The organism is Pedobacter sp. AC402 (genome assembly GCF_979252805.1).
The window spans coordinates 529350-543615 of record NZ_CEEDAI010000011.1; the positions used below are offsets into that span (position 1 = coordinate 529350).

The 14266-nt window shown below is 38.7% G+C and carries 9 protein-coding genes and 2 pseudogenes; 6 read left to right on the plus strand and 5 right to left on the minus strand.

What is annotated here, in order from left to right; all coding sequences use genetic code 11:
• The first annotated feature begins 23 nt into the window (after positions 1 to 23).
• The 4 genes from AC0IWE_RS21205 to AC0IWE_RS21220 all read left to right on the plus strand — a co-directional run bounded on the left by AC0IWE_RS21205 (position 24) and on the right by AC0IWE_RS21220 (position 6615).
• The gene (locus tag AC0IWE_RS21205) at positions 24 to 1346 is read left to right on the plus strand and encodes an alpha-L-fucosidase (RefSeq protein WP_471794627.1); all 1323 of its coding nucleotides are present in this window, start codon (positions 24 to 26) and stop codon (positions 1344 to 1346) included.
• Between the two features lie 215 nt (positions 1347 to 1561).
• On the plus strand, positions 1562 to 3826 hold the full coding sequence (locus AC0IWE_RS21210; RefSeq protein ID WP_471794628.1) for a GH92 family glycosyl hydrolase: 2265 nt from the start codon (positions 1562 to 1564) through the stop codon (positions 3824 to 3826).
• Positions 3827 to 4007: 181 nt separating this feature from the next.
• Entirely contained in the window at positions 4008 to 6308 is a 2301-nt protein-coding gene (locus AC0IWE_RS21215; RefSeq protein WP_471794629.1) for a glycoside hydrolase family 2 protein, read from the plus strand.
• 19 nt (positions 6309 to 6327) lie between these two features.
• The gene (locus tag AC0IWE_RS21220) at positions 6328 to 6615 is read left to right on the plus strand and encodes a hypothetical protein (protein ID WP_471794804.1); all 288 of its coding nucleotides are present in this window, start codon (positions 6328 to 6330) and stop codon (positions 6613 to 6615) included.
• A gap of 743 nt (positions 6616 to 7358) precedes the next feature.
• Here AC0IWE_RS21220 and AC0IWE_RS21225 read toward each other — a convergent pair.
• The 4 genes from AC0IWE_RS21225 to AC0IWE_RS21240 form a co-directional block, all read right to left on the minus strand.
• Positions 7359 to 7685, minus strand: coding sequence for a 2Fe-2S iron-sulfur cluster-binding protein (locus AC0IWE_RS21225; RefSeq protein WP_471794630.1), 327 nt, complete (start codon positions 7683 to 7685; stop codon positions 7359 to 7361).
• 42 nt (positions 7686 to 7727) lie between these two features.
• Positions 7728 to 8738 carry an NAD(P)/FAD-dependent oxidoreductase gene (locus AC0IWE_RS21230; protein WP_055904368.1) on the minus strand — a complete coding sequence of 337 codons (1011 nt, stop codon included), beginning with the start codon at positions 8736 to 8738 and terminating at the stop codon, positions 7728 to 7730.
• Positions 8739 to 8895: 157 nt separating this feature from the next.
• Positions 8896 to 9426 (minus strand): hypothetical protein, encoded by a 531-nt coding sequence (locus AC0IWE_RS21235; RefSeq protein WP_471794631.1) that lies wholly within the window; start codon positions 9424 to 9426, stop codon positions 8896 to 8898.
• A gap of 11 nt (positions 9427 to 9437) precedes the next feature.
• The gene (locus AC0IWE_RS21240; protein WP_471794632.1) at positions 9438 to 11564 is read right to left on the minus strand and encodes a prolyl oligopeptidase family serine peptidase; all 2127 of its coding nucleotides are present in this window, start codon (positions 11562 to 11564) and stop codon (positions 9438 to 9440) included.
• Positions 11565 to 11863: 299 nt separating this feature from the next.
• Here AC0IWE_RS21240 and AC0IWE_RS21245 point away from each other — a divergent pair.
• Positions 11864 to 12614: pseudogene (locus AC0IWE_RS21245) on the plus strand (UDP-2,3-diacylglucosamine diphosphatase).
• A 189-nt stretch (positions 12615 to 12803) separates the two neighbouring features.
• Here AC0IWE_RS21245 and AC0IWE_RS21250 read toward each other — a convergent pair.
• Positions 12804 to 12947 (minus strand): hypothetical protein, encoded by a 144-nt coding sequence (locus tag AC0IWE_RS21250; RefSeq protein ID WP_471794633.1) that lies wholly within the window; start codon positions 12945 to 12947, stop codon positions 12804 to 12806.
• Positions 12948 to 13117: 170 nt separating this feature from the next.
• Between AC0IWE_RS21250 and prfA the strand changes: the two are divergent.
• A pseudogene (gene prfA / locus AC0IWE_RS21255) lies at positions 13118 to 14194 on the plus strand (peptide chain release factor 1).
• Positions 14195 to 14266: the final 72 nt, after the last annotated feature.

A 14266-nucleotide genomic window follows, 5' to 3' on the forward strand; every position in this document is an offset into this window, starting at 1 on the left:
AACCAAAATATAAGCTTCACCATATGAAAAAATTTGTAATAATAGGATTGTTACTATTGCTTGGCATACAGTTGAAAGCACAAAACTACATGCCTGCGGCTGCTAATTTGAAACAGCGGGAATGGTTTAGTGATGCCCGTTTCGGATTGTTTATCCATTGGGGGCCTTTTAGCATTCCGGGTAGTGGCGAATGGGTAATGAATGAGCGGAAACTTACTGTTCATAATTATACAAACCTTAAAGATTTTTTTAATCCAATTGATTTTAATGCCGAAAAATGGGTAACCATGGCAAAAAATGCCGGGATGAAGTACATTACGCTGATTACAAGGCACCATGATGGCTTTAGCATGTGGGATACCAAATATTCTGATTTTAACATCATGAATACACCTTATAAAAAGGATATTGTAAAAATGATGGCCGATGAATGCCATAAACAAGGGGTAAAATTATACCTGTACTATTCATTACTGGATTGGCGCAGGGAAGATTATCCGCATGAAACCGGCCGCACGGGGCAGAATTCCGGTAGAACAGGCAAAGGCGATTACGCAAGTTATTTGCAGTTTATGAAAAATCAGTTAACCGAATTATTAACCAATTACGGCGAAATAGGCGGGATCTGGTTTGATGGGCACTGGGATCAGACTGAACCAGAAGGATCAAAAGACAGAACATCAAGAATTGACTGGAAATACAATGAAATTTATGGTTTGATACACAAACTCCAACCGCAATGTATGATTGGGAATAACCACCACCTTACACCTTTTGCCGGAGAAGATTTTCAGATGTTCGAACGTGATCTTCCGGGTGAGAATAAATCAGGGTTAAGTTTTCAAAAAGCATCAGATCAATTGCCACTCGAAACCTGCGAAACGATATCTAATTCGTGGGGTTATAATTTAAGCGATACCTATTATAAATCTAATAAAGAATTGGTGCACATGTTGGTTAAAGCAGCAAGCTTAGGCTCCAATCTTTTACTTAACATCGGCCCGATGCCGAGCGGTAAAATTCAGCCTGAGTTTCAAGACAGATTAGCCGGTTTAGGCGATTGGCTTAAAATGTATGGCGAAAGTATTTACGGTACCAAAGCAGGCTTTATAAAGCCACAAGCATGGGGAAGCATTACGCAAAGCGACAAAAAAATTTATATCCATATAGTAGATGGTAAAACGGCAAAGCTAGATTTGGAAAACTTTCCGGTAAAAAAAATCAAAAAAGCGTATTTACTAAAAGATAAAACCCCGGTAAACTACACACTTAAACAATCCAAATTAACGATTGCCACAACTTTAAATGCCGATGAACCCGATCAGGTAATTGTTTTAGAGATTTGATAAGAGGTCGTTTACCTGTGTAATCGTCCTTTCAAGCGAAGTGCTCAGAGAAGCTAAATCCAATGATGATAAATCTCTCTTTCGATTTATCATCAAGACAGCGTTTCAGTTGAAATGACGGACATTTTATATAATTATTTCCCTTTTTATGAGAATTAATCATAAAACGTTTTACTTTTAGATTTTTAAATCTATCGTAGGAAATTATAATACACATGCAGTTCAGAAAAATCTCGTCTATTCTACTTCTAACCGCCTCTCTATTTACACTTAATGCCACTGCACATCAGAAAACAAAGCTTACGCAATATGTAGATCCATTAATTGGATCAGCAAAACATGGGCACGTTTTCGTTGGTGCCAATGTTCCGTTCGGGGCTGTTCAGCTTGGGCCGAACAATATTTTTGAAGGTTGGGACTGGTGCAGCGGGTATAACTACATCAGCAATACCATTACCGGATTTGCCCATACCCATTTAAGTGGAACAGGAATTGGCGATTTGGGAGATATTTCGATTATGCCTGCCACTGGTAAAATTATTTTAGAAAAAGGAAAAACAGCCGATGATCAGCAAGGATATCTTTCTAAATTTTCGCACCAAAATGAAGTGGCTAAAGCTGGTTATTACAGTGTATTACTTGATAAATACCAAATCAAAGCCGAGTTAACAGCTACAGAAAGGGTTGGTTTCCACCAATATACCTTTAAAAAAAACGCTGAAAATCCACATGTTATTATCGATTTAATTGAGGGCATAGGTTGGGATGCCCCGGTATCTGCCTCTTTAAAGCAAATAGATGCCACTACCATTGTTGGGCACAGAAATTCTAAAGGATGGTCTAACGATCAACGTTTGTATTTTGTAATCAAACTTTCGCAACCAATAAAAAATATTGCGCTATATGATAGTACAGTTGTAAAAAGCGGATCATCACTAACAGGCAAAAAATTAAAGGCAATTGTTACTTTTAACGCCCTTAATGCTGAGAAATTACAAATTAAAGTTGCCTTGTCGCCAGTAAGTGTAGAAAATGCAATTTTAAATCTAAAAACCGAATTACCAGGCTGGGATTTCGCTTCTACAGTTAAAAATGCTGATGCAAAATGGGAAAAAGAGCTATCTAAAGTTAAAATTGAGGCCTCAACCACCACTAAAAAGGTATTTTACACGGCATTATACCATACTATGATTGCACCATCATTATTTAATGATGTAAATAAAGATTATTTGGGAACTGATAAAAAAGTTTACAGAAAGGCCAATTTTAATAACCTCACCACCTTTTCATTGTGGGATACTTATCGCGCAGCCAATCCGTTGTTTACCATTTTACACCAGGATAAAGTAAGCGATGTGGTAAATACCATGTTGGCCATTTACAAACAGCAAGGGAAGTTGCCGGTTTGGCACTTAATGGGCAGCGAAACCAATACCATGGTGGGTTACCATGCTGTGCCGGTTATTGTTGATGCCTATTTAAAAGGATACCGCGGATTTGATGTAAACCTGGCTTATGAAGCAATTAAACAATCGGCCATGCAAAAAACAGATGGTATTGAATATATTCAGGAGCTAAAACATATTCCGGCTGATAAGGTAAATGAATCAGTTGGTAAGGCTTTGGAGTATGCTATCGATGATTATTGTATAGCGCAAATGGCTAAGGCATTGAACAAAACAGCCGATTACAATTATTTTAGTAAAAGATCGAAGTTGTACAGTTTATATTTCGATCCAAGCGTTCAGTTTATGCGTGGCAAATTGGCCAACGGAACCTGGAGAACCCCTTTCGATCCTTTTTCATCAAAACACCGTGAAGATGATTATGTAGAAGGAAATGCCTGGCAATATACCTGGTTGGTGCCTCAGGATGTAGAAGGACTGATTAAGCTTTTTGGAGGAGATAAACCTTTTATTAATAAACTCGACTCGCTATTTACCTTACCTTTGGATTTAGGTACCAATGGCTCACCCGATATTAGTGGGTTGATTGGTAATTATGCACAAGGAAATGAACCCAATCACCACATTACCTATTTGTATACATATGCAGGCCAGCCATGGAAAACTGCAGATCTGATCCGTAAAATAGACCATGATTTTTATTCATCAAAACCAGATGGGTTGTGTGGCAATGAAGATGTAGGGCAAATGAGTGCATGGTACATTTTTACTGCAATGGGATTTTATCCTGTTAATCCCGCAAATGGAGCTTACGTTTTTGGAACACCTTTGGTTAACGATGCGGTTATTTCGCTGCCTGGGAATAAGAAATTTAATATAAAGGTTGTAGGTAATAGTGCCGGGAATAAGTATATTCAGAAAATTGTGCTGAATGGAAAACCATATACTAAATCGTATATTTTGCACAAAGCCATAACTGCAGGTGGAAATATGCAAATTTATATGGGCAAAAAACCATCTGGAACATGGGGCGTAAAACCAGAAGACAGGCCAACATCAGATAAACAATTATAGATAAAGCGTAAGGTTATTCTAGGTTTGATTGATCTGGAAACTGTTACGTTGAGCCTGTTGAAATGCCCCTGCATGCATGAAGTTGTGAAAAGCTTTTCGACAAGTTCAGGATGGCAATTCTGTAGTAATAAACCTTATTAAATTAACCGTAAACAAGTATCAACTAAAATATCATAAATAAATGCGGAAAATATTTCTACTTCTTTTACTCTGTTCGGCTTTCATTGTAAATGCTCAGCAGCGTTATGAGCTAAACTCGGGCTGGGTGTGTACCAATATTAAAGATGCACAATCAAACGGTGCTGAAATTTCTAAATCGGGTTTTTCTCTTAACAATTGGATGCCCGCAACCGTTCCCGGTACAGTATTAACTACTTTACTGAACAACAAAAAAGTACCTGATCCTTTTTATGGGATGAATAATGAGAAAATTCCAGACGTTTATAAAACCGGAAATGATTATTACACCTATTGGTTTGTAAAAGATTTTGAAGAGCGTGCTGTGGGTAACGAACAGGTTTGGCTACAATTTAGAGGAATAAATTACAAAGCCGAAATTTATTTAAACGGAAAAAAAGTTAATCCTAAAACCCAGGTAGGTATGCACCTTAGGGCGCAGTACAACATTACCAAACTATTAGCTGCGAATGGAAAAAATAGACTTGCAGTGATTGTTTATCCACCAGATTTTCCGGGAAATCCGAATGGAGGCCAAGGTGGCGACGGTACCATTGCCAAAGGCCTTACTACACAATATACTGCTGGCTGGGACTGGATCCAACCCACCCGAGATCGTAATACGGGCATTTGGGATAAAGTGACCATCGAGAAAACAAAGAATATCAATATCCAGAATCCTCAGGTAATCACTTTGGTTCCGGGCAAGCGTTTACCAGAAGGGAAACAAAACCCTGCAACTGTTAAAGTTTCAGTTGAAGTAGAAAACCCAACAAATCAGGCGATTTCTGGAACTTTACAGTATCAAATTGCCGGAAAGTTGATTAAACAACCTACCACCATCGCAGCGAATAAAACAGCAACAGTTAAGCTGCCTGATTTACAGCTCGAAAACCCTAAATTATGGTGGCCAAGCGGATATGGAGCACAAAATCTGTACGATGTAAAAATTGAATTTGTAGCAGCTAACCAGGTATTAGATCAAGAGCAGCTTAAAGTGGGCGTGCGCCAGATTGATAATATCTGGAATGAGCACACCAAAAGCATGGGTGCCTATGTAAACGGACAAAAAATTTTTATTAAAGGTGGCAATTGGATAATTTCTGATGCGATGCTCCGCTTTAGCGATGCCCGTTACGATGCAGAAATACGTTACCATAAGGATATGAACCTCAACCTGATCCGCATTTGGGGAGGAGCTATTTTAGAAAGACCTGAGTTTTATAATGCATGCGATAAATATGGTTTGCTTGTATTTCAGGATTTTTGGTTTAGTGGCGATTGCAATGGCCGCTGGGTAGATCCAATGAAGAAAGAAGACCAATGGACGCGTAGAAATTATCCTGATGACCATAATTTAACCTTAACAGCCATTGAAGATCAGATCAAGATGATCAGAAACCACGCTTCACTTGCATTTTGGTGTGGAGGGAATGAAATTACCCCGCCTGAAGATATTTTGGAGCCTTTAAAAAATGATATTCTGCCCCGCCTAGACGGCACAAGAAAACTTTTTGATTTTTCAAACAGTGATGAAATGTCTTTCAATTCTATCGGTGGGAACGGTGATGGCCCGTACGGGATACAGGACACCAAAACTTTTTGGAGCACCAGAACATTTCCTTATAACTCTGAAGTAGGCTCGGTAGGGGTGGGCGATTATGTATCTTTGCTTCGCTTTATCCCTAAAGAAAATCTGGTTGCGCCACAATATAAAGCCAAGCCCGATTCGGTATGGGATTACCATAAATACATCTCTTATGAGCAATACCTTAACCCATATGGTAAGCCAAAAAGTGTTGAAGATTTTGCCATGAAGGCACAATTGGCCAATTATGATCAGTACAGGGCTTTAATGGAAGGTTTCTCGAATAAAATGTGGGATTGGTATACCGGTTCCATCATTTGGAAAACGCAAAACCCGTGGACGGCCATGCGAGGGCAGATGTATGATTATTATCTTGATCCTAACGCCTGTTTATATGGTTTAAGGAAAGGAAGTGAGCCGCTGCATGTAATGATGAATCCTTTGGATAGTATGGTTACCATTGTGAATAATGGTTTTGTTACCAAAAATAACCTGATGGTACAAGCCAAAGCTTACGATATGGATGGCAAAGACTACTTTTATTCACAGGTATTTAATTCAATTGGACCATCTTCGGTGAGAAGACTTTTTCCTATGAACGAGTTCTTAAACAAGTTGGATAAAAAGGAAGGTGTATTTGTTTCCTTAAGAATTCTAGACCCAGAAGCAGAACATTTTAAGCGAAAACATTTACTGGCTCCCAGGAAAAGATGGTGAGTATTCAGGATTAAAAAATATCAAAAAAGCACCGTTAAAGGTGACAGCAACTGATCAGAAAAATGGTAAAGTAGCGGTTACGCTGAGCAATGCAAATGGAAACCCTATGGCGTTTTTTAACCGCGTTGCTTTAATTAACACTAACACTGGCGAGCGTATATTGCCTGCATTTTATGATGATAACTACGTGAGTGTTTTACCAGGAGAAAGTAAAACCGTAACTGTAGAATATACAGGAAAGCAAAATAATTTGGCGGTAGAAGTATACGGCTGGAATGTAGAAAAGCAGAAAGTAACTATTCAATAAATTGCCATCCAGACCCCGCAGGTTTTTAAAACCTGCGGGGTTTCTGATAAAGATTTTGTTAGTCGCGATTTACTCCTGAAGTGTAAGCTTATTATCATCGTTTTTGGAAATGATGGGTTCTGCGTCAATGGCAATTGTAGCCCTGCTATCACTTCAAGTCCTCACTCGTTCCTCGCTCCGGGCTTTTCGCTTTATCAGGTTTAATAACAAGGGCCGCTGCTTCAAAACCCGCGAGGTCTAAAATTGTATGAGATGAGTCAAAACTTTAACATGAATTGAACACAAACCCCGAAGGGCTCAATCAGCCCAAAGAAAATACAAACAAAAACTGATTAAACAAAGTGCCACTGTTTTTTGATGAGCGTGGGTGAAGAGGAGCCACATTGTCGGTTGACAAAGCGCTTTTGGTACTTTGGCACTCCAAAGTACCATGCCCCGAGGCAAAGAGCGAAAAAAAAATGACATTGTGTGCCTTCTTAATGAATCAAGGCCAACTGATAGCAGGAGAGATGCTGAAATAAATCCGATAGCTATCGGATCAGCCTGATGATCGGCTTAGGCAAAGGAACTAAAACAAATCGAGATTAAACAAGACGTGCCCACACAATAGGACTCATCGGAATTACGTAATGCGCAAATCATTGTGTAATTTCTATTAACCATTTACAATTCGCTGCGGTGAAATAAAAAAAGAAAGGCGACACTTAGTAGTATCGCCTTTTCTCTTAAATATGTTTCACAACTTAGCTTACGCCGTGTAATTTCACTTTCAATCCGTCCATATTGTTGTTTAACTGCAGTTGGCAGGCTAAACGAGAATTTGGCAACAAATCTGGCAAAGTATCTAACATGGCATACTCATTGTCTGTCATTTCGTTCAGTTTCTCTTCACCTTCCAACACATCAACGCAGCAGGTAGCACATAAAGCCATTCCGCCACAGGTAGCCAGAATATCATATTCTGATGCTTTTAAAAACTCCATTAGGCTTAAGCCCATGTCTGTTGGTGCAACGTGTTCAGTAACCGAGCCATCCGGCTCTTGCATGTATATATTAATGTTGTTTTCCATTTTTCAGCTTACTTATATTGATTCACAAATATAGTAGAAAGCTTAAAATTCTGAAACCCCGTTTACGGTTGTATATTTCATGGTATATTTCACGCCTGGGTTCATGTAAGAATAAGCACTATGGCTCATTAATGCCGCCTCGTGGAAACCACAAAGAATCAATTTTAATTTGTTGGTGTAGGTATTGATATCACCAATAGCATAAATACCGGGGATGTTTGTCGAATAATCATCAACATTAACCTCAATTGCACTTTTGTTAATGTTAAGGTTCCAATCTTCAATCGGACCTAATTTAGGACTCAAGCCGAACAACGGAATTAAATGATCAGCTTCAACAACCGTTTTTTCCATGGTGCGGTTCTGAACAATTTCAACTTGCTCCAACTTGTCGGTTCCCTGTACAGCCTGAAGGTTGCTATTTAAAATCAAATTAATTTTTCCACTCTCTGCCAACGCCATAACTTTCGAAACCGAATCTGGGGCACCACGGAAACTTTCGCTTCTGTGCACTAAAGTAAGTTCAGAACAAACTTCTGCCAGGTAAATGGTCCAGTCTAAAGCAGAATCGCCTCCACCTGCAATCACCATTTTCTGATCGCGGTATTTCTCAGGATCAAGGATCATGTAGTTTACACCTTTACCGTTTTCAAATTTCTCTAAATTTTCTACAGCAGGTTTACGTGGCTCAAAGCAACCTAAACCACCGGCAATTACCACAACTTTAGCTTCGATAACGGTACCCATATTGGTCGTTAAAACGAAATCTGCTTCTCCACGCTTCTCTAAACCTTCAATACGCTCGCCCAAAGTAAACGTTGGATGGAAAGGTTTTGCCTGCTCCATTAAGTTATCGATAAGTTCCTGGGCCAACACAGAAGGATAGCCTGGGATATCGTATATCGGTTTTTTAGGGTAAATTTCAGACAGCTGACCACCAACCTGAGGTAGGTAATCAATTAAATGGCAACGCATTTTTAATAAACCGGCTTCAAAAATGGCAAATAAACCAACCGGACCAGCGCCTATTACGGCTATATCAGTAGTGATCATTAAAAAAAATTTGACGCAAAGTTACGAAATAAAGTATTATCAATTCTGCTATTTAGAAATATTCTAGATAATTTTGCAATCCGATTATATTCAGTATTTTATATTCTATAATTTAACAAAAAGCAAAAGTTAAGGGTTTTTGATGGTTTAAAGCAAATTATAATTGGTCTATGGATTTAGTGGGAAATTTAGTTCCTCCACCTCCTGAATCATAAAAAGATAATATTCTAGCTTTGCCAATAACCCGTTCCCCTTCATGAATATGCCATACCCGCCCAACATGTAAATATTGATGGAGGGAAGGAAAATCAAGAAATCTAATTTTTACGATCTTTTTCTCTCCAGGTTCGATAGTAGGCCATTCACTAAAATTAATATCACCAATATAGGTTTGTAATATTTGGCTTTGCTTATATTCGAATACATGATAAGGCCTGTATCCTGATATAATACCCGTTTTCCTTCCCCCGTCATTTGTTAGGTGTAATTCCAATTCTGCATGTACTGAAACTAATGGATTTGAATTTCCATACTCTACTTCATTAAAGCTTACTAATGTGTATTTGTCGTAAGCCATTAAATCGAAAATTTTTGATTCGCCCGTTAATAACCATTTTTTATAAATAAGCGCTCCGCTTTGATATAAATACAGCTCATTATTTTTAATTTCTTTATGTATTTTCATCATAGCTGACAGCTTTACCAACTCATTCCTAAATTCTGAAACACAAAACTCCATATATCAGCTGCTTCTTCAATCATTTTGGTAGTTGGCTTGCCTGCACCGTGGCCTGCTTTGGTTTCAATTCTAATTAAAACAGGATTTTCACCTCGGTATTTTTCTTGTAAGGTTGCAGCAAATTTAAATGAATGTGCAGGTACCACGCGGTCATCATGATCGGCAGTGGTGATTAAAGTTGCAGGATAATTAACACCGCTTTTTAGGTTATGCAATGGCGAATATTTAATCAGGTAATCGAAATCTTCTTTTTTATCGCTGCTTCCATATTCCACTGCCCAGCCCCAGCCAACGGTAAATTTGTGGTAACGGAGCATGTCTAAAACACCAACAGCAGGTAAGGCCACTTTAAACAGATCGGGTCTTTGCGTCATACAGGCACCAACCAATAAACCGCCATTTGAACCACCAGAAATGGCAATTTTCGATGGATTGGTGTATTTTTCTTTCACCAGGTATTCTGCTGCGACAATAAAATCGTCGAAAACGTTCTGTTTTTTTGATAACATCCCCCCTTTGTGCCAGGCTTCGCCATATTCGCTTCCTCCACGTAAGCTTGGTTGCACGTAAATGCCGCCACGCTCTAAAAACAACATTCGGGATAAACTGAAGCCAGGTGTTAAACTAACCTGGAAGCCACCATAAGCATAAAGATAAACCGGGTTATTGCCATCAAGCTCAATCCCTTTTTTATGTACAATAAACATGGGTACTTTTGTACCATCTTTCGATGGATAAAATACCTGTTTGGTTTCATAATTGTCGGTATTAAACTGTAGTCCAGATTTTTTATAAAGTGTTGATTCTGATTTGTTTAGGTCATATCGATAAATTGCACCGGGAGTAGTAAAATTAGTAAAAGTGTAAAAAAATTCTTTATCTTCTTTATACCCACCAAAACCATCAACAGTTCCAATTGCTGGTAATTTTACATCTCCAATTTTTTTGCCTGTTAAATCAAACTGAACAATGTTGGTACTGGCATCTTTTAAGTAGGATGCCCAAAGAAAACCTCCACCTGTACTGATGCCTTCAAGAGGCAGTTTAGCTTCAGGAATAATTTTCTGCCAGTTTTTAGGATCTGCATTTTTAGGATCTACCAGAACCACCTGCTTATTTTCTGCGCCTAAGTCGGTATTTAGCAATAGTTTATCACCTATATTATCCACAACATTATGGTTGTTTTCATATCCTTTAATCAGCGGTTCAATTTTGCTTCCCTGTAATTTTAAATCCTGATAAAATAATGCATTGCCCGAAGTGCCTGCGCTGGCATATATCACCAAAAAGCGTTCATCTTCAGATACATTCGCCCCTAAATATAAATTTGGATTGGTTTTATCTTCAAAAATCAGTTGGTCGTTTTGTTGCTGATCCCCTAATTTGTGGAAATATACTTTTTGGTATTTGTTGGCCGCAGAAAGGTCGGTTCCTTGAGCCGGTTCGTCGAATTTGCTGTAGTAAAAACCATCGCCTTTCCATGCTGCTCCCGAAAATTTAGTCCATTTTAACTCATCCGTTAATTTGGTTTTGCTGGCAATTTCCATCACATAAATATTGCTCCAGTCTGATCCAGCTTGTGCAACGGAATAGGCCAGGTATTTTTTATCGTGCGAAAAACCCAGCAGCGAAACCGCTGCAGTTCCATCTTTTGTAAGTTTATTCGGATCGAGAAAAACTTCTTCTTTGTCATCTAACCCCTTTTTTATAAACCAGATACTTTGGTTTTGGAGGCCATCATTTTTTGTGAAGAAATAATATTCGCCAACTTTAAATGGTGCGCCTTCTTTGGGGTAGTTCCATAATGCTGTTAAGCGTTTTTTGATGTCGGCACGGTATGGAATTTGTTCAAGATAATTTTGGGTAACCTTATTTTCGGCTACAACCCAGGCTTTAGTTTCTGCTGAGGTATCGTTTTCCAGCCACCTGTAAGGATCGGCTATTGTAGTTCCGAAGTAATTATCTTTTGTGCTGTCTTTTCTTGTTTCAGGGTATTTCATCAATGTTATTTTTTCTGCAGGTTTTTTGCCTTGGTTACAGGCAAACAGACTTAATGCAAATAAGCCTAATAGAATTTGTTTTTTCATGTTAAGATAGATTTATTTACTAATATATGTTTTTACCTTCGGGTTGATTACAATGATTAAGGTATTTTGAGCTTTAGTCTTTCTTCTTTGGTCTTTCTTCTTTGGTCTTTCTTCTTTGGTCTTTCAGCTTTCTGCTTTAGTCTTTGGTCTTGGTCTTTCAGCTTTCTGCTTTAGTCTTTGGCCTTTCAGCTTTAGTCTTTGGTCTTTCAGCTTTCTGCTTTGGTCTATCTTCATTAGTCTTTCTGTCTTTCAGCTCATCTCTAGTCTTTCAGCTTTTTTTCCTTTACCTTTGAAAATCCATGGCAAAAAATATTTATTTCGCTTCCGATTTTCACTTAGGCACACCAAATTATGCTGAAAGCCGTGCACGTGAGGAGCGGATTGTAAGTTGGTTAAATTTTATTGAACCCAATTGCAGCGAGCTGTTCTTAATGGGTGATATTTTCGATTTCTGGTTTGAGTATTCTAAGGTAATTCCTAAAGGTTTTATCCGCTTGCAGGGTAAGTTGGCTGCCATGGCCGATGCCGGAATAAAAATCTACTTTTTTAAAGGAAATCACGACATGTGGGTGCGCAGTTATTTTTGCGCAGGAAATTGGGATGGAAATAATAAGTGATGAACTGATTATAGAAAGGAGTGGAAAGAAGTTCTATCTACATCATGGCGATGGTTTAGGCCCGGGAGATAATAAGTACAAATTTTTAAGGAAAATTTTCAGAAGCAAACTTTGTCAGTGGTTGTTTGCCCGTTTGCACCCAAATTTAGGTATTGGTATTGCTAACGGATGGAGCCAGGGAAGTAGGGCTGCACAAACCGAAGAAGAAGTTTTTTTAGGTGAAGATAAAGAATGGCTGGCCATTTATGCCAAAGAGCAATTACAAAAAGCACATTTCGATTATTTTATTTTCGGGCACAGGCACCTGCCTCTAGATATTGATTTGGGCAAGGGAAGTCGCTATGTGAACATAGGGGAGTGGCTTAGCTACAAATCTTATGCGGTATTTGATGGCGTAAATTTGAAACTGGAATATTATAATCCAAAAGCCTAATTTTAAGCTCTTTTTTTGGAAAGATAACCCTATAGCTTTTTTAAATGTTCGTCGGGCTTTTCATTAAAGTCTCGATACTAATTTAGTGCCGATTTATCAATAAAGAATCGGGAGCTGCCATTCCATCCGAGAGCTATCGGATCCCGTTTATTTACGCGTTTGGGTGCTGGTATTTGGATTTGCATAATGCTAACTGCCTTTTGTTTCTAAACCCGATAGAAACGGAAAGCCCGGAGCGAAGCATGAGTGAGGACTTGAAGTGATAGCGGGACTATCGGCTGCCATGGTTACAGAACTGTTCATTTCCAAAACTTTTACATCTAATTTTTGCATTTCCGGCTAATAGTTAACTTCTTAGTTTTACTTGCCGTAGATTAACGATTAAGCACTTCAAACAATTAACCCTTTCATCCAAACAAACTAATTCAGCTTTTTTCCTTATTTTTGCATTTCCTAATTTTTAGCCTTCTGCTGCTAATCAGGAAATTTCAACAAGAATAAATATGTTAGATAAATTAGAAGCTATAAAGCTGCGTTGGGAAGATGTGGAAGAATCGTTGAGTAACCCGGATGTAATTCAGGATATGAAACGTTTTGCGGCTTTAAATAAAGAATATAAAGACTTAGGCAAAATTGTAGACGAATATAAAATCTACAAGAATGTAATGAGTAATATCGATGCCAATAAAGAAATTTTAGCTACTGAGAAAGATGCCGAAATGCGTGAAATGGCAAAAGAGGAGCTCGATCTTTTGTTAAAGCAACAGGAAGAAATGGAAAGCAATATCCGTTTGATGTTGATTCCTAAAGATCCGGAAGACGCTAAAAATGCTGTATTTGAGATTCGTGGCGGTACCGGTGGCGATGAAGCCGCGTTATTTGCAGGAGATTTATACCGTATGTATACCCGCTATTTCGAAACCAAGGGTTGGAAAGTTGAAACTGTTGATGTAACGGAAGGAACAGCCGGGGGTTACAAAGAGGTGATTCTGAAAGTAAATGGAGATGATGTTTATGGTCAGTTAAAGTACGAAAGTGGTGTACACCGTGTACAGCGTGTGCCAGATACAGAAACTTAGGGGCGTGTGCATACTTCAGCGGCATCGGTAGCGGTTTTGCCAGAAGCAGAAGAAATCGATTTATACATTAATCCTGCGGATATTGAGTTGCAAACTTCGCGCTAAGGTGGTGCCGGTGGACAGAACGTAAACAAAGTTGAAACAAAAGTGCAGTTAACACACAAGCCATCGGGTATTGTGGTGGTTTGCCAGCAGGAAGCGTTCTCAATTGGGTAACCGTGTAATTGCGATGGAGATGTTGCGTAGCAAGCTCTACGATATCGAATTGCAGAAAAAAGAATGGAGATATTGCTGCCAAGCGTAAAACAATGGTGTCAACAGGAGATCGTTCGGCTAAAATCAGAACATACAATTATCCTACAGGGTCGTGTAACCGAACACCGTATCGGATTAACGATGTATAACCTTCCATCGATCATGGATGGAGACATTCAGGAGATTATTGATGCACTTCAGTTTGCTGAAAATGCAGAAAAGATGCAGGAAGGCACTGTAGGATAAATAGTTAAATATTTTTGAAAAAAAAGTTTGCGAATTAAGATATAGTCTCTATATTTGCAACCTCGAAAGAGA

Bases quoted from the DNA above. Each gene is read 5' to 3' on its own strand.
- AC0IWE_RS21215 (WP_471794629.1), top strand. From the start codon at position 4,008: ATGCGGAAAATATTTCTACTTCTTTTACTCTGTTCGGCTTTCATTGTA.
- AC0IWE_RS21205 (WP_471794627.1), top strand. From the start codon at position 24: ATGAAAAAATTTGTAATAATAGGATTGTTACTATTGCTTGGCATACAG.
- AC0IWE_RS21240 (WP_471794632.1), bottom strand. From the start codon at position 11,564: ATGAAAAAACAAATTCTATTAGGCTTATTTGCATTAAGTCTGTTTGCC.
- AC0IWE_RS21225 (WP_471794630.1), bottom strand. From the start codon at position 7,685: ATGGAAAACAACATTAATATATACATGCAAGAGCCGGATGGCTCGGTT.
- AC0IWE_RS21250 (WP_471794633.1), bottom strand. From the start codon at position 12,947: ATGCAAAAATTAGATGTAAAAGTTTTGGAAATGAACAGTTCTGTAACC.
- AC0IWE_RS21230 (WP_055904368.1), bottom strand. From the start codon at position 8,738: ATGATCACTACTGATATAGCCGTAATAGGCGCTGGTCCGGTTGGTTTA.
- AC0IWE_RS21235 (WP_471794631.1), bottom strand. From the start codon at position 9,426: ATGATGAAAATACATAAAGAAATTAAAAATAATGAGCTGTATTTATAT.
- AC0IWE_RS21210 (WP_471794628.1), top strand. From the start codon at position 1,562: ATGCAGTTCAGAAAAATCTCGTCTATTCTACTTCTAACCGCCTCTCTA.